We start from the raw sequence: 17,110 nt of genomic DNA, 5'->3' as shown, positions 1-17,110 counted from the left end.
AGATGATCTACCTCGGATACACCTTCGAGCCGACCGATTACGCTCTCGTGCATCTAGACGCATTCTGGGGCTGGATGCAAGAACGTGAACCCTGGTTCTATCGGAACCTGGACATGGTGCGCGGCACCAGTTGGCGAGTAGAGAAAACACGCGCAACTGTGCGCATTCATCATCTCGTTGAATTTGACAACGAGACTGCATTGGCGGAGTACCGCAGTGTCATCGCGGAAAAGGCACAGAAAGACCCTGCCTGGGAAATGCGGAGAGTTGAGCAGGATGTGTGGTACCGGATCACCGCACGCACTATCCAGATGTCCCCTCCTGTACGCATGGGTCTTCACCCGCATGCTGCTACAGCGGATGGCCGCGGTCCTGCCGAGGGAGGCCACCAGGAAGTTCAGAACACGGACCAGGGGAGGGGTAACTGTTGAACCGACGTCTCACCGCCTGGCGTTTCCCGGCGACCGGGGACTTAGGAATGCCCGGTCTGTCCGCTGGATGGCGCCTTCTGTTCGCCGACCACCCAATGCGGCACAGCCATGCTCACCAGGTGATTCGCACCGGCGAGAGCGTTGGCATGGAAGAGAGGAATTCCTCACTCATGACGCCGGCCGCACTGCAGGGCGAGTCAGCAGCGATTCCACATGGCGAAGGAACTCCGCCTTCGCCTATTCAGCTGGCCCATCATGGTCTGGGCACGCCGTTCGCTGTCGTTGTCATCGACCCGCTTCCTCGATGGAGTCTTACAGCCGACGACGCCTCTCCCGAGTGCACCGGTGACGGCCATGATCTGCTGGCTGTGCGCTGGTGCCGGTCCGGCGCTTTCACCACGCACGCCCTGGACGCGCTGGACGGCGTCGCACGCCGAGCGCCTCAGCCGCCACTGACCGAAGTCGCCCTGACGGCTTTCCGGGAGAGCTTGGCCGAAGAACTTCAACTGGTCGCCCTCCCGGCCAGTGCCGTCCTCGGAGCGTGGAGCGACCGCCCCAGCGAGCCATCGGCACTCCGCCGTCTCGCATCGAAAGCAGAACATCTGTCTGAAACGGGAGAACCCTGTGCTCTACCGCCGGACCAGGACCCGACCCGCTCCGCATCAGATGCGGCCCCTGCACAATGACGAGCATTGCAAGACATGCTCCCTCACCCCGGAGCCTGGGTGTTCCGTGTGCCGATGCCGAGGACCCCGTCCGGAGCACGTGACGGCACCTGCCCTCCAGGGAACTGGAGCCGAGCCCCTCCGCCTCATCGCCCGCGGAATCCGTCCAAGCAGCGAGGCCGTACGCGCCCGTGAGGACGTGCCCTCCCACCGCACAGCTGTCCATCCCCGCGCGGCGGCCCGGATCGGCCGGAAGGGGGAACCCCTACCCCGCGATCGGTTATTGAAGACCCCGCCCCTTCGCAGCCAGCCCGACTCCGCCGCCACGACCGCGGAGCCCTCACCCACCGCCAGCCGCCGAGACGACCACCTCGCCGCCGGAGGCCTGTATGCCCAGGCCCAACGAGTAATGAATGCGGCTGGTGTCCGCATCGAGCGCTTCTGCTGTTGCTGCGGGCCGCAGCAGACGGCAGGTCCAGCGGTCGGCTCAGCCCCCCACGTCGACGGGGTGAGCCTCCCCCCGAACCGTCCCCGACGGCACCAACCACGGTGTCCACCCCGACCGTCGATGGCATAGCCGCCGACTACTCGTAGCGCATGGAGCTCGACGGCCCAGGCCCTGCCCTCCGAATACACCACGCCGTGCACATTCGCAGCAAGACGAACGGGTGCCCTATGACCGAGATTTTCTCACGCCATTTCGCTTTGCGGACGCTGTCCCTGGTGGCAATGACTGGAATGCTTATCAGCTGTACCTCGTCCAGCCATCAGCTGCCACACGGCACCGCGACATCACCATCCTCTGGCGACGCTGCACCCACCGGAATAGTCACCCTCCGGCAGGCAGCCAAAATTTTGGACCGCTACCAACGGGTCAACAATGCAGCAAACGCCGCTCGCGACGCGTCCTTGCTGGCCACAGTTGAGGCAGGCCAACTCTACGCGGAAAGCAAGGCCGAGCTCGAGCAGTACTACACGTTCAGCAAGAAGAGGAAGAAGGAGTACCGCGCACCCTTCTTCTTCACCAAACGCACCTTCTATATCCCCGCTCGCGGAAACTGGTTTGCTGCGTCTGCAAACAGCGGAAAGTACCGCACGCTCATGGTGTTTGAGAGGTTCGGAAGCAGGTGGAAGAAGGTGGTCGACCTTCTCCCTGACCGCCGCCTCCCGCTTCCGCATATCAAGGACGGTCTTGCCCTCACCGCCCCCACCGATGAACCCTCTGGCGCTCTGTCGCCAGACCGTGTCCCCGGTGCTATCGAGGATCTGTTCACCACTGGCGGCAAGAAAGAGGGAACGAACCTGTCCGTCACTCCCGATTCCAAGGCCATTGTCAAGACCTATCAGGAACGCAACAGCGAGCTCGGAGATCAGGCTCGGGTCAACTTCTTTCCGGCCACCCCACGGCACCAGACGGTCTACGCCCTGCGTACAGGCACCGGCGTGCTTGCTATCGTCCCCCTGGCCCACAAACAGGTAAGTGTCGTCAAGCACGCCGGCCTGCAGCTCACCCCAACAGAGGCTGAATCGGCCTACGCGTCCCGGCCTCGTCCCCAAATAGTCTCCGAGTTCCAGGGTAATGCTCTTGTGAACTTCCCCGCTCACAGCCGCCCGGAAATCCTCAACTATGAGTACGGACTCGTGGACTCCCGCTAAGCGCCAGCACACAAACCTGCCGAACCGCCCTCGACCACCGGTTGCTCAAACTCAGCCGCTGCTCGATCACGAACCGATCACCGTGAGCATGCCTTCGACTCCGGTTCTCACCAACCGTCAGTCACTGCGTAGGGTGTCAGTGCTGCGCATGCCGATGACGGGAACCGAGACGGTAATGCCCATGACCAACTGTGCAGGGGGAACAGGCGGCGATCAAGCGCGAGCTTCCGCTGGCCCCAAGTCTCTCCAAGTTTCTGGTAAACGCACGACATGCGAGAGACATCAAGCAGCAAGATGTCGCAGCTGAGTTGAGCATCTGCGTCCGGCAATACAGGACCTGGGAGACCACGCGACAGGCTATCCCGCATACCCGACTTGATGAACTGGCCGGAGCTCTGTGCCTCGACGAGACCAGCCACCGCTGACTCTACCGGCTCACCGGCCACCTGGCCCCGTTGCCGGGTACGCCCTGCTGACGGAGCACCTGGGTCAGCCCCACACCCCGCAGTCTCTCCATCTCATCCGAGCCCGACACCTGCGCGTCCCCCTGGAGGAACCGGAGCACCTGGTGCTCACACAGCGGGCAACGGCCGCGAACCTCTCCCTGGAGGACTACCTATACGGCCTCATCCGAACCGCCTTCCACGACCCGCAAGGGCACTTGGCGAGCCAGCAGGTCTGTCCGGAGCCGAACCCCAGCTTCAAGGGTAGGAGTTGCCAGACGTTCTCCCGGTGCAGGACGTGCAGGACGTGCAGGATGTCTTGCAGGCATAGCCGGTCCGGTACCGGGTTCGGCCTTGGGCGACCGCTCGGGCCAGGGCGGCAGCAACGGTTCGATCAGCGCCCGCAAGCTGTCGTCCACGATCCACGGTTGAGTCGTCACGCGACGCGAACGGTCGAGGCATCACGCCGATCACGCCCGATCAGAGCGACTCAACAAGATCCTGTTACGAGCTCGTAGGACTTGGTCTATAAGAGGCCCCTTGCCGGTACTCCTGGTAGTCCGGTTTGGTCCAACACGATTGTGCTCAAGAATCCGCAGATCAGGGGGCTTTGAGCGGCCAAAGTTTGTAGAAGCTGTGAGATGGCCCGTACTCTCTACCTGGTACTACCCGGGCTCTGAGAGGTGGAGTTCATGCCCGAACCGAAGAAAATAGTCCTAGATTCCGGGAAGATCCGGTATCGAGCGGTAATCGACATCGGCTTTCACGACAACGGGAAGCGTAAGCAACTCACCATAACTAAGGACTCGTCGAAAGAGGTAAAGGCGGAGATCTCCCGTATCGAGTACGAAAAGAACACGGGAACCTTCGTTCCACCCCATCTGCTTACAGTCAATCAGTGGATTGATCAGTGGCTGGAAAAGAAGGCGGAAGATCTGGAAGAGACCACCATCTACAACTACCAAATCACTCTGGACAGGGTTCGGGGAAAGCTCGGAAACATCAAGCTCCAAGAGCTGACCGAGGAAGACGTAGAAGCGTGGATGCTCTGGTCTCTCCGGTGTGGTCGTGTTCGGGGACCAAAGGCCGGAACAGGTCTCGGAGTAACGAGTGTGGACATGAGCCTTGCTCGGCTCAAGGACGTTCTGAACCGAGCCGTGACTAAGCGACTCGTGAACATGAACGTTGCATCGGAACTCAGCATCCCGCGTAAGGCCCGGAAGGCAGAGCGGAAGACAAAGGTTGAACTGGTTCCGTGGAACGTCTCGGAAGTCCACACGTTCGTACAGGGCATGAGTGGAGACAGGCTCTACGCTCCGCTCCTTCTCTCCCTCATGGGACTCCGTCCGGCGGAAGTGGTAGGACTCCGTTGGTCGGATATCGACCTGACCGCCGACACGCTCACTGTGGCCAACACCCGGACCATGATGGGGAACAAGACCGTAGTGGAGAAGGACACCAAGTCCATGGCGAGTGAGCGTGCTCTCCCTCTACCCATCCCGGTAAAGGATGCCTTGAAGAAGTTCAAGGCTCTCCAGGCGGCTGAGAAATTGACTCTGGGAACGGACTACGTGAACTCCGGCTACATGTGCGTGAATGAGGCCGGAGAAGTCCACACCATCAAGCAACTCCGCACCCGTGCGTACAAGCTCATGGAGGAATCCGGGCTACGTCGTGTGCGCCTCTACGATGCCCGTGCATCGTGCTTCACCTACCTGGCCAATAATGGCGTGCCGGATCACCTCCTGGCACGATGGGCGGGGCACACCAATGTCAAGACCACCAAGCGTTGGTACGTGAAGCCGGACGTTGAGGATCTTCGTGGAGCGGCCACAACATGGGGCGGTCTCCACAGTGCCCAGGACGGCGGTGTGTGAGATGGCTGTGAGACGTGGGAGCGTGTGAGCGTGAGTGAAGAAGACAGGACTACCTTGAAATACCTGGTCAACGGGCCAGAAGAGGCTCCGGTCCTGGTCTTGGGTCCGGCCCTCGGTACTACATGGCATATGTGGGATCGCCAGATACCCGAGCTCTCCCGCCACTGGCGCGTCCTCCGCTTCGACCTCCCCGGCCACGGCGGCGCCCCCGCCCATCCGGCCCCCTCCGTGGCCGAGCTCGCCGCCCGGCTGCTGGCCACCCTCGACCAGCTCGGCGTCGAGCGCTTCGGCTACGCGGGCTGCTCGATCGGCGGGGCCATCGGCGCCGAACTCGCCCTGCGACATCCCCATAGAGTGGGCTCACTCGCCCTCGTCTCCGCCTCCCCGCGCTTCGGCACCGCCGACTCCTTCCGGCAGCGCGGCGTCGTGGTCCGCACCAACGGCCTCGACCCGATCGCCCGCGCCACCCCCGAGCGCTGGTTCACCGCCGGCTTCGCCGCCGCCCAGCCCGCCATCGTCGAGTGGGCCGTCCAGATGGTCCGCACCACCGACCCCGGCTGCTACATCGCCGCCTGTGAGGCCCTCGCCGCGTTCGACATCCGCGCCGAGCTCAGCCGGATCGGCGTCCCCACCCTCGTGGTGGCCGGGGCCGACGACCAGGTCACCCCGCCCGCCGACGCCCGCGTCCTGGTCGCCGGGATAGCCGACGCACGGCTCGCGCTGGTCCCCGGCGCCTCCCATCTCACCCCCGTCGAGCAGCCGATGGCCGTCACCGATCTGCTGGTGCGCCACTTCTCCAGCTCCTGGCAGAGCCCGGACCACCCGACCGGGATGACCGCGATCCCCGCGCCCCCGCCCAAGCCCGTGCTCTCGCCCGTGCCGCCCGGCGCCGAGGTCGTCGAATACGGCCACAACGTGCCCGAACCGTTCCTGGACGCCCGCGCCGACGCGTACGACCAGGGCATCAAGGTGCGCCGCGAGGTGCTCGGCGACGCCCATGTGGACCGCGCGCAGTCCCTGGCCGACGAGTTCACCGGCGACTTTCAGGACTTCATCACCCGCTACGCCTGGGGCGAGGTGTGGACCCGCCCCGGAATCGACCGGCGGATCCGCAGCGTGGTCACCCTCACCGCCCTCGCCGCCCGCGGCCACCTCGACGAACTCGCCTTCCACACCCGGGCCGCGCTGCGCAATGGGCTCACGCCCACCGAGATCAAGGAGGTGCTGCTGCACACCGGCGTCTACTGCGGGGTGCCGACGGCGAACTCCGCCTTCGCCGTGGCCCAGCGGATCATCCGCGAGGAGACAAGCCCTGAGGGCTGAGCGCTCCGCTGGAAGTGCCGCGATGCGTCGGTGGCCATGTGCGGCGCCGTCGTGGCTGGTCGCGCCCCGCGGCGGAGCCGCATATCTATACAGCCCCGCGCCCCTTCGGGGCGCTCGGTAGCACAATGATCTCCATGAAGCTCACCAAGAAGGGCCATGCCTGCGTCCGGATCGAGAAGGACGAGCAGACGCTCGTCATCGACCCCGGGACCTTCAGCGAAGAGGACGCCGCGGTCGGCGCGGACGCGATCCTGGTCACCCACGAGCACTTCGACCACTTCAACGAGGAGCGGCTGCGCACGGCGCTCGACGACAACCCCGACGCCCAGATCTGGACGCTCCACAGCGTCGCCCACCACATCTCAGCGGCGTTTCCCGGGCGGGTGAACACCATCGGGGAGGGCGACAGCTTCAGCGCGGCGGGATTCGACATCGAGGTGCACGGCCAGCTGCACGCCATCATCCACCCCGACATCCCCCGGATCACCAATGTGGGCTATCTGCTGGACGGCACGCTCTTCCACCCCGGCGACGCGCTCACCGTGCCCGCCGGGCACCGGGTGGACACGCTGATGCTGCCGGTGCACGCCCCCTGGAACAAGTTCGCCGAGATCCTCGACTACGTCCGCGCGGTCGGCCCGCGCCGGGCCATCGACATCCACGACGCCCTGCTGTCCGACCTCGCGCACACGGTCTACGGGCGGATGCTCGGCCCCGAGGGCCCCGGCACCGAAGGCGCCGAGCACCTGCGGCTGACCCCGGGCCAATCCCTCACCCTCTGAGGGCCGGGCTCGCTGTCAGAGCCGGGATGTAGGTTGTGCCCTATGCGCATCGCGACCTGGAACGTCAATTCGATCACCGCCCGGCTGCCCCGGCTGCTGGCCTGGCTGGAGAGCAGCGGCACGGACGTCCTGTGCGTCCAGGAGACCAAGTGCGCCGAGTCCGCCTTTCCGTACGAGCCGCTCCGGGAGCTCGGCTACGAGGCCGCGGTCAACGCCACCGGCCGGTGGAACGGAGTGGCGCTGCTCTCCAAGGCCGGGCTCGCGGACGTCACCGTGGGCCTCCCCGGCGGCCCGGACTACGACGGCGGCCAGGAGCCGCGGGCGATAGGCGCCACCTGCGGCCCGGTCCGCCTCTGGTCGGTCTATGTGCCCAACGGCCGGGAGATCGGCCACCCCCACTACGACTACAAGCTGCGCTGGCTGGAGGCGCTGCGCACGGCCGTCGCCGGGGACGCGGCCGGTGAGCGCCCCTTCGCGGTCCTCGGCGACTTCAATGTGGCGCCGACCGACGAGGACGTCTGGGACCGCTCCGCCTTCGACGGGCTGACCCATGTGACGGACCTGGAGCGCGAGGCCCTGGCGGCGCTGCGCGAGTCGGGTCTTTCGGACGTGATGCCGCGGCCGCTGAAGTACGACCGCCCCTTCACTTACTGGGACTACCGCGAGCTGGGCTTCCCCAAGAACCGCGGCATGCGCATCGACCTGGTCTACGGGAACGAGACGTTCGCCAAGGCGGTCGGCGACGCGTATGTGGACCGCGAGGAGCGCAAGGGCAAGGGCGCCTCCGACCACGCCCCGGTCGTCGTCGACCTGGAGGTGTGACCCGGCGGCGGGGGCGTGTCCGGAGCGTTTTTACGGGGCGGGGGAGCCCCTGAGGCTCCCCCTACCCCATCAGCTTCCGCAGGTCGATCGACTCCGCCAGCGCCCGCAACCCCGCGTCGCCCGGGTGCAGATGGTCCCCGCTGTCATAGGCGGGCAGGATCCGCGCCGGGTGCTCGGGGTCCCGCACCACCGCGTCGAAGTCCAGCACGGCGTCGAACACCCCGCCGCTGTCCCGGATGAAGGCGTTGACGGCCGAGCGCCGCGCGTCCGCGTCCGCCGTGCACAGCGACTCGCCCTCGCACGGGGCGATGGTCGCCCCGACCACCCGCAGCCCGCGCTCCCGCACCCGCGACGCGACCGACCGCAGACCCGCGATCAGCTCCTCGGCCGAGCTGCCCCACCGCAGATCGTTGATGCCCTGGAAGACGACGACCGTACGGGCCCCGGTCTGGGCGAGCACATCCCGCTCCAGCCGGTGCTGGGTGCTGACCCCGCCGGTGTCCGTGGAGACGCCCTCGCCCGGATAGCGGTCGGCCACCACGCGGTTGGCGGAGATGCCCGCGTTGAGCACCCCGTACGCCGGGACCTCGGACTGGCCGCGCAGCCGCCGCGCGAGCACATCGGGCCAGCGGCGGTTGGCGTCATTGGTGGACTTGGTGCCGTCGGTGATCGAGTCGCCGAGCGCCACCACCGAACCCGGCCCGCCCCGCACATCGACCCCGGTCAGGAACGGCCAGGTGGTGAGGGTGCCGGTGTAGGACTCAGCCCCCGGCTCGGCGGTCCGGTCACCGCTGCCCGCCGCGCTCAGATACGACCGCTGGGTGGCCTGGCTGTGCACTGGCACCGCCGCGACCGGACCCGGCAGATGGAAGCTCACCAGCAGATTGGCGTCCGCCGGAACCGGGAAGTCCACCGGATCGCTGAACACCTGCGCGCCCGCGGGGATCGAGGTCCCCGGCCGCCCGCCGAAGGTCAGCGGCACCGGTGACCCCTGGGCCGCCGCGCCGCTCGCCTGGAGCGCGACCGTCGCATGGCCGATCTCCACGGGGGACGCGGCGAAGGTGTTCTCCAGCCGCACCCGGGCCCCCGGCCCGCCCGCGCTGGTGTGCACCACCAGCCGCAGCGTCTGATCGGTCCACGGCCCGACCTTGGTGTACCCGGCGGTGCTCGCCGCCCAGCTCCCGGTCCAGCCGTCCGCGGGCTGCCGCGGCGACGCGGCGAAGACATGGAGATCGGCCGCCGGGCCCGGGTCCCTCGGCAGCACCACCGACGCGACCTCGTGGCCGCGCTCCAACGGCACCGTCACCGCGTACAGCCGGGCCGTCTCCTGCCGCTGCCCCGCGGCGGTGTTGAGATGGGGGAGGCCCACGGCCTTGGTCGCGGCCGGGCCCGCCCGCCAGTCCGGCGCGCTCAGCGTGTACGGATGGCTCGACCCGTCGCGGTAGCGCACCGTTCCGACACCGCTCGCCCCGGCGCCGGGCCCGTTCGGCGAACTGCTCGCCACCAGGAAGGTCAACGCCTCGCCCCGGCCGCGCAGCCGCACCGTCTGGCCGTCGGCGATCACATTGTCCGGCCGTGCCCCCGCGCTCCTGGGCCAGGTCAACCGCCCCGCGTCCAGGGCGATATCGCGCCCCGGCGTCCAGCCCGCGGCCCGCAGATCCTGCGCGGAGAGTGAGGCGCCCGCGCCGTCGAAGTCCGCGTCACCCGGGCGGGTGTCATCGCTGACCGCCCGGTTGTCGAAAAGCCGCTCCAGAGGGAGCGGCTTGTGGGTCGGCGCACTGGCCGGTGCGGCGGAGGAGGGTGGTGGTGCGAGCAGTGCGAGGGTGACACCTCCCGCGACGATCCCGGCGGTTGTCCACGGTCTCGCGACGCGCATATGTGTCCCCTCTCGCAACCAACCCGACCGGCGATTCGACAGGCGCCCGGAGAACGTACGGAGGCAGGTGGGTGTCGTCAAGACAAGCATCGGGTCACAGCTCATACCGCGCGCCCTGTGGTGCGCCGGTGGCCTGGATGCCACGCTGAGCGGTATGAACATCTCCTTCTTGGGCAACTGGCGCAAGCGACGTGGCCCCGCCTCGGGCGCGGCCCTGATGGGTGCCCAGGAGGAGGACCCCCAGGGCGTCGCCCAACTGCTCTCCGAATGCGAACTCCTGCGCGCGCGGGCCTCCGCCGCGGGTATCGGGCTCGATGACTCCACGGCCTCCCTGGAGGCGCTGGACCAGATGGCGCCGCGCTGGCGCGACGACCCGGACGAGCTTCCCTGGCTCGGTAACGACGCGGGTCTCTACCTGGGCACGGTCATTGTCCGCACCGTCCCCGGGGCCGTCTGGCAGGTGTGGCCCAACGGCCGACCCGTCGTCAGGCTGGCCTCCGGCCGCGAGGTTGACGTCGTGGAGGCTGGTCAGCAGTGGGCGGCCGACGGGGCGCCCGAACTCTGCCAGTGCTATGCGGAGGTCGCCGAGGCCTAGCGGTGGGGCCGGGGGTTTTCCCCTCCCCGCCCCTTCCCGAAACCGGGGCTTCGCCCCAGACCCCGCTCCTCAAACGCCGGAGGGGCTGGAATGCGGGGCTTCGCCCCAGACCCCGCTCCTCAAACGCCGGAGGGGCTGGAATGCGGGGCTCCGCCCCAGACCCCGCTTCTCGAACGCCGGAGGGGCTGGAATGCGGGGCTTCGCCCCGGGCTCCTCCTGGGCGGCCCGGAGGTGTGTGGGCGTCTGCCCGCTCGGCCGTTGCGTCGGTGTGGCGGCCGTGGTCAGCGCGCCGGTGCCGGGGTCCAGGGGGCTGCCCCTGGTTACGGGAAGGGGCGGGGAGGGGAATGACCCGCCGGCCCCCGTAGGCCCTGTCGGGCGGTATCGGCCCATCGGTGCGTGTCCGTGCCCAAAGCTCCGCAGTTGTCCGGATAGCTTGCGCTGAACCGGGACACAGCGGAAGGCGGGTGGGGCCGGGTATGGCCGTCGGTGAGCCGTTGATCGAGCTGCGCGGCGTCAACAAGCACTTCGGCGCGCTGCACGTTCTGCGGGACATCGAGCTCACCGTCGGGCGCGGCGAAGTCGTCGTGATCATCGGCCCCTCCGGCGGCGGCAAGTCCACCCTGATCCGGACCATCAACCGGCTGGAGACCGTCCAGTCCGGCTCCATCGTCATCGACGGCCGTCCGCTGCCCGAGGAGGGCAAGGAGCTGGCGCGGCTGCGGGCCGAGGTCGGCATGGTCTTCCAGTCGTTCAACCTCTTCGCCCACCACACCGTGCTCGCCAATGTGATGCTCGGCCAGACCAAGGTCCGCCGCCGCGCCAAGCAGGACGCCGAGCGGCGCTCCCGGGAGCTGCTGGACCGGGTCGGACTGGCCGATCAGGCCGGGAAGTTCCCCGCCCAGCTCTCCGGCGGCCAGCAGCAGCGGGTGGCCATCGCCCGCGCACTGGCGATGGACCCGAAGGTGATGCTCTTCGACGAGCCGACCTCCGCACTCGACCCCGAGATGATCAACGAGGTGCTGGAGGTGATGCGCCGGCTCGCCCAGGACGGGATGACGATGGTCGTGGTCACCCATGAGATGGGCTTCGCCCGCTCCGCCGCGAACCGGGTGGTCTTCATGGCCGACGGCGGGATCGTCGAGGACCGTACGCCGGAGGAGTTCTTCCGGTCCCCGGAGAGCGAGCGCGCCCGGGACTTCCTGTCCAAGATCCTCAAGCACTGAGCCGGGTGATGACGGACATGGTGATGACGGACATGGTGATGACGCACATGAGGCGTCTGTGCCGCGCGACCGCCGCCCTCACCACGGCCCTGGCCCTGCTGCTCATGCTCGGCTGTGGCAAGGAGGGCAGCCCGCCCGCCAAGGGCCCCCGGGCCGAGAAGCTGCCCACCTACAGGGTGGACACCGGGTTCCGGCTGCCCGCCTCGCCCACCTGGCGCCGGGCCGAGCGCCGCGGCCATCTCACCGTGGGGGTCAAGGAGGACCAGCCGTATCTGGGTGAGCGGGACCCGGCCACCGGCCGTTACTCGGGCTTCGACATCGAGATCGCCCGCATGATGTCCGCCTCCCTCGGCTTCGCCCCGAAGACCATCCGGTTCCAGACCATCGCCTCCGCCAACCGCGAGACCGCGCTCCAGAGCGGCCAGATCGACTACTACGTCGGCACCTACACCATCAATCCGCTGCGCAAACGGCTGGTCGGCTTCGCCGGGCCCTACTTCATGGCGGGTCAGTCGCTGCTGGTGCGCACCGACGAGAACGACATCCACGGCCCCGGAGACCTCGCGGGCAAAACCGTCTGCTCGGTGGCCGGCTCCACCCCGCTGCAGCGCATCCAGGCCGACTACCCCAAGGCCCACGCGGTCGCGTACGACACGTACTCGGTGTGCGTGGACAACCTGCTCAGCTTCCAGGTGGACGCGGTGACCACCGACAACACCATCCTGCTCGGCTACGCGGCCAAGGCCCCCGGCGAGCTGAAGGTGGTCGGCCGGCCCTTCTCCAAGGAGCCGTACGGCATCGGCGTGCCCAAGCGGGACAACGCGCTGCGCTTCGCGCTGGACGACGCGATCCTCTTCCACGAGCGCAACGGCGACTGGAAGAAGGCGTACGACGCGACCCTCGGCCTCTCGGGTGTGCCCGCCCCCAAGCCGCCGCCCATCGACCGCTACCGCACCGGCTGAAGGCCATCCCATGGACGTGCTCACCCAGAACTTCGCCCTCTACGGCAAGGGTTTCCTCGGCACCGTGCAGCTGACCGTCTACGCCTCGCTGCTCGCCCTCGCGCTCGGCATCCTCATGGCCGCCTTCCGGGTGGCGCCGGTCGCCTCGCTGCGCGCGTTCGGCACCGTCTGGGTGTCGGTGCTCCGCAACACCCCGCTGACGCTGCTGTTCTTCGCGGTGATGCTGGGGCTGCCGCGCTTCGGTCTGGTGCTGCCGTTCACCGTCTTCGCGGTGATCGCGCTCGGCTGCTACACCTCGGCCTTCATCTGCGAGGCGGTGCGGGCGGGCATCAACACGGTGCCGGTGGGGCAGGGCGAGGCGGCCCGCAGTCTGGGCATGACGTTCGACCAGACGCTGAGCGCGGTGGTGCTGCCGCAGGCGTTCCGCACGGTCATCCCGCCCATCGGCTCGACCCTGATCGCGCTCGCCAAGAACTCGGCCATCGCCGGGTCGTTCAGCGTCACCGAACTGCTCGGCACCTACAAACCCCTCAATGAGCAGGGCTACAGCATCATCTGGACCTTCGTCTGGATCGCCGTCGGGTATCTGATCATCACCCTCGCCATCAGCGCGGTCTTCGCCCTGCTGGAGCGGCGCTGGGGAGTGCCGCGATGACCGCCCCCTCGACCACCAGCGCCCTCTACGACCTCCCTGGGCCCCACACCCGGCGGCGGCACCGGATGTACGCGCTGGCCGGGACGGCCGTGCTGCTGGCTCTGCTCGGCTGGATCGTCTATCTCCTCATCGACACCGGCCAGTTCGCCTACCGCAAGTGGATGCCGTTCGAGTACAAGGGCATCCAGGAGCTGCTGCTGAACGGGCTCGCGGGCACCCTCAAGGCGTTCGCCATGGCCGCGGTCCTCTCGCTCGCCCTCGGCGGGGTGCTCGCCGCCGGGCGGCTCTCCGAGCACCGCCCGGTGCGCTGGGTGGCCACGCTGGTGGTGGAGTTCTTCCGGGCGATGCCCGTGCTGGTGATGATCTTCTTCGTCTTCGTGGCGCTGCGGGTCCAGCCGTTGCCCGCCCTCGTCACCGGGCTGACGCTCTACAACGGCTCGGTGCTGGCCGAGGTGTTCCGGGCCGGGGTGAACTCGGTGGACCGCGGCCAGCGCGAGGCGGCGTACTCGCTCGGCCTGCGGAAGACCCAGGTCATGATGTCCGTGCTGGTGCCGCAGGGGGTGCGGGCGATGCTCCCGGCCATCATCAGCCAGCTGGTGGTGGCCCTGAAGGACACCTCGCTCGGCTTCCTCATCACCTATGAGGAGTTTCTGCACGCCGGAAAGCTGATCGCGTCCAATCTCGACTACGACCTGCCGTTCATCCCGGTGGTCATGGTGATCTCACCCATCTACATCGGGATGTGCATGCTGCTGTCGTGGTTCGCCAACTGGGTCGCCAAGCAGGAGCGGCGCAGCGTGAAGACCCGTCAGGTCGAGGTCGCCGCCGCGGAACCGGCCGCCCCGATGCCGGGGGACACCCGCGGCTGAGCCGGGGCGGCCGGAGGGTCCCTCAGTTACGGACGGGGACCGTCAGATGGGACGGGTCCGAGTCCGGGGACGAGAAGGTGAGATGGGCGCCGTCGGGGTTGTGCTCGATGTAGAGCGGGTCGACGGTGTCCATCACCAGCGCCAGCCGGTGACCTGCCGGGACGTCGTACGCGGTGGAGAACAGCTCCAGGTCCACTCCGAAGGGCGTGCCCGGGGTGCGGTCGTGGAAGGTGAACGGGGCGTGGGTGATGAGCTTGCCGACGCCCAGCGGGCCCACGTCGTACAGATACGCCACCGCCGTACCGTCGGAACGGTCGCTGGTCACGGTGGTGTGGAGCTTCACGGTGCCGCGGACGCGCTGCTCGCGGGCGTAGGCCCCGGTCTGCCAGACGGCCGCGTAGGACCGGGGCAGCAGCGGGATCGAGGCGAGCGGCGGGATCTTCAGGAACTGGTCGAGGGCGCCGCCGAGCAGCACGGTTCCGGCGTTGGCACCGGAGTCATGGTTGGCGGTGACCTTCTCGGTGCCGGCGAGCGGGACGCGCCGCTGCTCGGAGGGGACGGCCGACCAGCTGGGGTACCCCTCGTAGTCGTCGCCGTCCGCCGTACGGGACGTCAGCTGCACCGGCGCTTGGCGGTCGATGCCGTTGCGCTCGTCCTTGAGGTAGCGGTCGAGCCACTGCCGGGCGTGGTTCCAGGTGGTGTTGGGCAGTCCGAGCAGCCCGGTGAGCTCGGCGGTGGCGTGGTCGCCGGGCCGCAGCTCCAGCCGCTTGGGGCCGGTCAGCTTCTCGAAGAAGTCGGCGTAGCTGTTGGGCGGGAAGATCGAGTCGCCCCAGGAGTTGCCCAGCATGATGGCCGCGCCATTGGCGTTGATCCGGTCGAGGTAGGTGGCGGCGGAGCGCTTCTTGCCCCAGGCGATCAGATCCTTCTCCTTGGCGAGGTTGGAGGAGAAGAAGTCGTCGAGGATCTGCTGGAACTCCTCGCTGGGCCGGCCGGTCAGCGCCCCGGCTCCGGCGAGCAGCCCGGCGGCCTGGGAGTGCTGGGTGCGGTCGCTGTAGATCGAGCCGACCAGGTCCGCCCAGCCGCTCATGGCCACCACGGCCTTGATCCGCGGGTCGGCACCGGCCGCGAGCAGGCTGATCCCGGCGCCGTAGGAGAGCCCGGCCATGCCGATGTGGTCGGGGTCGGCGGGGGTGTTGGCGAGCGCCCAGTCGATGACCTTGGACGCGTCGGCGATATCGGGCGGCCCGGCCGTCTCGATCTTCCCGCCGGACTGCCAGAAGCCGCGGGTGTTGTAGGTCAGCACCACATAGCCGGTTTCGGCGAGCTTCTTGGCCTGGGCGAGATATTCGACCTGGGGCAGGGACCAGCTGGTGGGCAGGACGACGAGGGGGAGGCGGTGCGAGGCGTCGGCGTTCGCGGGCGCCACGACGTTGGCGGCCAGGTTGACGCCGCCGTCGCCGGGGATGTCGACGAAGCGGATGGAGACGCCGGAGGAAGTGGCGGTGGAGGTGGTTGTGGCTGTAGCGGCTGTGGTGGCGGTCGGGGCCGGTGTCGCGGCTGCGGTGGCGGGGGCGAGACCGAAGGCCGCACCGGCCATGACGGTGACGGTGACGGAGAGGGCGGCGGCGGTCGTGGGGCGAAGGGCTTTTCGGGCAGGGGTCACGATGGCTCCTGGTGGGGGTGCCGTGGGGGCAGGGGAGCACCGGTGCTTGTGACCTGACGGTAACTCGGGTGTTTACCGGCGGTAATAGTGCGGTAAGTTACGCGTGGGTAACGATAAAGGGCCGCGATCGGCTGCCGGGGCCGGTCCGGCCCGGGGCGCTATCCGGGGGCCGGATCCGCCAGGGTCCGGCCCCGCAATTCCGCTGGTAAGCCCCCGTCGGCCGCTGGGCTTTGGCTCCAGGCTGGGCCCCGACCCCGGGCTCGGCCCTGGCCCCGCGCCCGATGCTGGTCCCGGCCTGGGCCCAGGGTCCCGCGCTCAGGGGGTGTCCGGCGGATCTTGGCGCCTGCGGCGGGCTGTTCCCCTCCCCGCCCCTTCCCGGCACCTGATGATATGCGGCTCCGCCGCGTGCGGGGCTCCGCCCCAGACCCCGGGGCCCAAGGGTGAGGTTCCTGGTGGTGGGAGGGGTGGGCGTTCCCGGGGTCCGGGGGTGAGGCCTCTGCCCAACTCCTCGAAGGCGCCCCGGATCGTCACTCGGAACACGGTCGCCCCTCCCGTTCCTCGCGTACGGCGTAGCCGAGCATCGGTGCGCCCAGCATCTCCTCGACGGCGTTGAGGAGTTCGGTCACGGCCTTGGCGATGGCGTCGGGGCGCTCGCCCGTCGTGACGCGCCGTCCGATCTCGCCGAAGATCAGTGAGTGATAGCCGCTGATCTGGGCGGCCACCACGCGCGGCAGCGGATCCTCCGATGCCGCGCCGGTCTCCTCGGCGAGCACGGCGGCCAGTTCGTCGTTCATCCGGTGGCCGAGCTCCTCCAGCCGGGCCAGCAGCGTGGGGGCGGCCCGCATCATCGCGAAGAACGGGCCGAAGCCCTCGGTCAGCCCCAGCGAGCGGTCGCGCCGCTCCACCTCCTCGCGCAGCCGGTCCAGCACCGCCTGGGCGGCGGACCGGCCGGGCGGGCGCTCGCGCACGATGTCGGCGAGCCGTCGCGGGGACGCCTGGTCGGGCGGCAGGACCAGGTCCTCCTTGGCCGGGAAGTAGTTGTAGACGGTGTTGACGGACACCTCCGCGGCGTCGGCGACCTCGGCGACCGTGACCCGGTCGAAGCCGCGCTCCAGGAACAGGCCGGTGGCCACGTCCGCGATCCGCCGGCGCGTACGGCGCTTGTGCTTCTCCCGAAGTCCTTCGCTCATGGCTGGCAGTGTAGCCCGTTGCAAACTTGCATTCGCCTTAAACTTTTAAGTCGATTGCAAGTTTGGTGCGCGTTGTGC

General features: G+C 68.3%; 14 protein-coding genes. 11 read left to right on the top strand and 3 right to left on the bottom strand.

All coding sequences use genetic code 11. The annotated features are described in order from the left end of the window. The first annotated feature begins 2 nt into the window (after positions 1-2). The 6 genes from JK364_RS22995 to JK364_RS22970 all read left to right on the top strand — a co-directional run bounded on the left by JK364_RS22995 (position 3) and on the right by JK364_RS22970 (position 7,999). Positions 3-431 carry a hypothetical protein gene (locus JK364_RS22995; protein WP_201853044.1) on the top strand — a complete coding sequence of 143 codons (429 nt, stop codon included), beginning with the start codon at positions 3-5 and terminating at the stop codon, positions 429-431. Positions 432-1,771: 1,340 nt separating this feature from the next. Then, complete coding sequence (locus JK364_RS22990) at positions 1,772-2,752, top strand: DUF8094 domain-containing protein (RefSeq protein WP_201853043.1); 981 nt, start codon at positions 1,772-1,774, stop codon at positions 2,750-2,752. A 1,135-nt stretch (positions 2,753-3,887) separates the two neighbouring features. Continuing rightward, on the top strand, positions 3,888-5,072 hold the full coding sequence (locus tag JK364_RS22985; RefSeq protein ID WP_201853042.1) for a tyrosine-type recombinase/integrase: 1,185 nt from the start codon (positions 3,888-3,890) through the stop codon (positions 5,070-5,072). A gap of 30 nt (positions 5,073-5,102) precedes the next feature. Further along, positions 5,103-6,395: a bifunctional 3-oxoadipate enol-lactonase/4-carboxymuconolactone decarboxylase PcaDC gene (pcaDC, locus tag JK364_RS22980; protein WP_201853041.1), complete on the top strand. Its 1,293-nt coding sequence runs from the start codon at positions 5,103-5,105 to the stop codon at positions 6,393-6,395. Between the two features lie 134 nt (positions 6,396-6,529). Then, complete coding sequence (locus JK364_RS22975) at positions 6,530-7,177, top strand: MBL fold metallo-hydrolase (RefSeq protein WP_201853040.1); 648 nt, start codon at positions 6,530-6,532, stop codon at positions 7,175-7,177. 42 nt (positions 7,178-7,219) lie between these two features. Next, the gene (locus tag JK364_RS22970; RefSeq protein ID WP_201853039.1) at positions 7,220-7,999 is read left to right on the top strand and encodes an exodeoxyribonuclease III; all 780 of its coding nucleotides are present in this window, start codon (positions 7,220-7,222) and stop codon (positions 7,997-7,999) included. A 61-nt stretch (positions 8,000-8,060) separates the two neighbouring features. Here JK364_RS22970 and JK364_RS22965 read toward each other — a convergent pair whose 3' ends face one another. Continuing rightward, positions 8,061-9,875: an SGNH/GDSL hydrolase family protein gene (locus JK364_RS22965; RefSeq protein WP_201853038.1), complete on the bottom strand. Its 1,815-nt coding sequence runs from the start codon at positions 9,873-9,875 to the stop codon at positions 8,061-8,063. Positions 9,876-10,029: 154 nt separating this feature from the next. Here JK364_RS22965 and JK364_RS22960 point away from each other — a divergent pair, with 154 nt between their 5' ends. The 5 genes from JK364_RS22960 (at position 10,030) to JK364_RS22940 (ending at position 14,179) form a co-directional block, all read left to right on the top strand. Then, on the top strand, positions 10,030-10,470 hold the full coding sequence (locus tag JK364_RS22960; RefSeq protein ID WP_201853037.1) for a DUF6278 family protein: 441 nt from the start codon (positions 10,030-10,032) through the stop codon (positions 10,468-10,470). Positions 10,471-10,946: 476 nt separating this feature from the next. Beyond that, positions 10,947-11,693, top strand: a complete 747-nt coding sequence (locus JK364_RS22955; RefSeq protein WP_201853036.1) for an amino acid ABC transporter ATP-binding protein — start codon at positions 10,947-10,949, stop codon at positions 11,691-11,693. Between the two features lie 47 nt (positions 11,694-11,740). Continuing rightward, entirely contained in the window at positions 11,741-12,655 is a 915-nt protein-coding gene (locus JK364_RS22950; RefSeq protein ID WP_201853309.1) for a glutamate ABC transporter substrate-binding protein, read from the top strand. Positions 12,656-12,665: 10 nt separating this feature from the next. Further along, positions 12,666-13,310 carry an amino acid ABC transporter permease gene (locus tag JK364_RS22945; protein WP_201853035.1) on the top strand — a complete coding sequence of 215 codons (645 nt, stop codon included), beginning with the start codon at positions 12,666-12,668 and terminating at the stop codon, positions 13,308-13,310. Further along, positions 13,307-14,179 (top strand): amino acid ABC transporter permease, encoded by an 873-nt coding sequence (locus JK364_RS22940; RefSeq protein ID WP_201853034.1) that lies wholly within the window; start codon positions 13,307-13,309, stop codon positions 14,177-14,179. The genes JK364_RS22945 and JK364_RS22940 overlap by 4 nt, the downstream gene beginning before the upstream one ends. A gap of 22 nt (positions 14,180-14,201) precedes the next feature. Here the strand turns inward: JK364_RS22940 and JK364_RS22935 are convergent, their stop codons facing one another. Continuing rightward, positions 14,202-15,842, bottom strand: coding sequence for an alpha/beta fold hydrolase (locus tag JK364_RS22935; protein WP_307841363.1), 1,641 nt, complete (start codon positions 15,840-15,842; stop codon positions 14,202-14,204). 527 nt (positions 15,843-16,369) lie between these two features. After that, positions 16,370-17,032 (bottom strand): TetR/AcrR family transcriptional regulator, encoded by a 663-nt coding sequence (locus tag JK364_RS22930; RefSeq protein ID WP_201853033.1) that lies wholly within the window; start codon positions 17,030-17,032, stop codon positions 16,370-16,372. Positions 17,033-17,110: the final 78 nt, after the last annotated feature.

The organism is Streptomyces endocoffeicus (assembly GCF_016741935.1).
In the GTDB taxonomy this organism is placed as follows: domain Bacteria; phylum Actinomycetota; class Actinomycetes; order Streptomycetales; family Streptomycetaceae; genus Streptomyces; species Streptomyces endocoffeicus.
Note: the sequence above shows the minus strand (reverse complement) of the source record. Positions and strands in the feature narration are given on the sequence as shown.

Excerpts from the sequence above, each read along its gene's own strand:
- JK364_RS22960 (WP_201853037.1), top strand. The coding sequence starts at position 10,030 with ATGAACATCTCCTTCTTGGGCAACTGGCGCAAGCGACGTGGCCCCGCC.
- JK364_RS22965 (WP_201853038.1), bottom strand. The coding sequence starts at position 9,875 with ATGCGCGTCGCGAGACCGTGGACAACCGCCGGGATCGTCGCGGGAGGT.
- JK364_RS22955 (WP_201853036.1), top strand. The coding sequence starts at position 10,947 with ATGGCCGTCGGTGAGCCGTTGATCGAGCTGCGCGGCGTCAACAAGCAC.
- JK364_RS22945 (WP_201853035.1), top strand. The coding sequence starts at position 12,666 with ATGGACGTGCTCACCCAGAACTTCGCCCTCTACGGCAAGGGTTTCCTC.
- JK364_RS22995 (WP_201853044.1), top strand. The coding sequence starts at position 3 with ATGATCTACCTCGGATACACCTTCGAGCCGACCGATTACGCTCTCGTG.
- JK364_RS22975 (WP_201853040.1), top strand. The coding sequence starts at position 6,530 with ATGAAGCTCACCAAGAAGGGCCATGCCTGCGTCCGGATCGAGAAGGAC.
- JK364_RS22970 (WP_201853039.1), top strand. The coding sequence starts at position 7,220 with ATGCGCATCGCGACCTGGAACGTCAATTCGATCACCGCCCGGCTGCCC.
- JK364_RS22990 (WP_201853043.1), top strand. The coding sequence starts at position 1,772 with ATGACCGAGATTTTCTCACGCCATTTCGCTTTGCGGACGCTGTCCCTG.
- JK364_RS22930 (WP_201853033.1), bottom strand. The coding sequence starts at position 17,032 with ATGAGCGAAGGACTTCGGGAGAAGCACAAGCGCCGTACGCGCCGGCGG.
- JK364_RS22940 (WP_201853034.1), top strand. The coding sequence starts at position 13,307 with ATGACCGCCCCCTCGACCACCAGCGCCCTCTACGACCTCCCTGGGCCC.
- JK364_RS22985 (WP_201853042.1), top strand. The coding sequence starts at position 3,888 with ATGCCCGAACCGAAGAAAATAGTCCTAGATTCCGGGAAGATCCGGTAT.
- JK364_RS22950 (WP_201853309.1), top strand. The coding sequence starts at position 11,741 with ATGAGGCGTCTGTGCCGCGCGACCGCCGCCCTCACCACGGCCCTGGCC.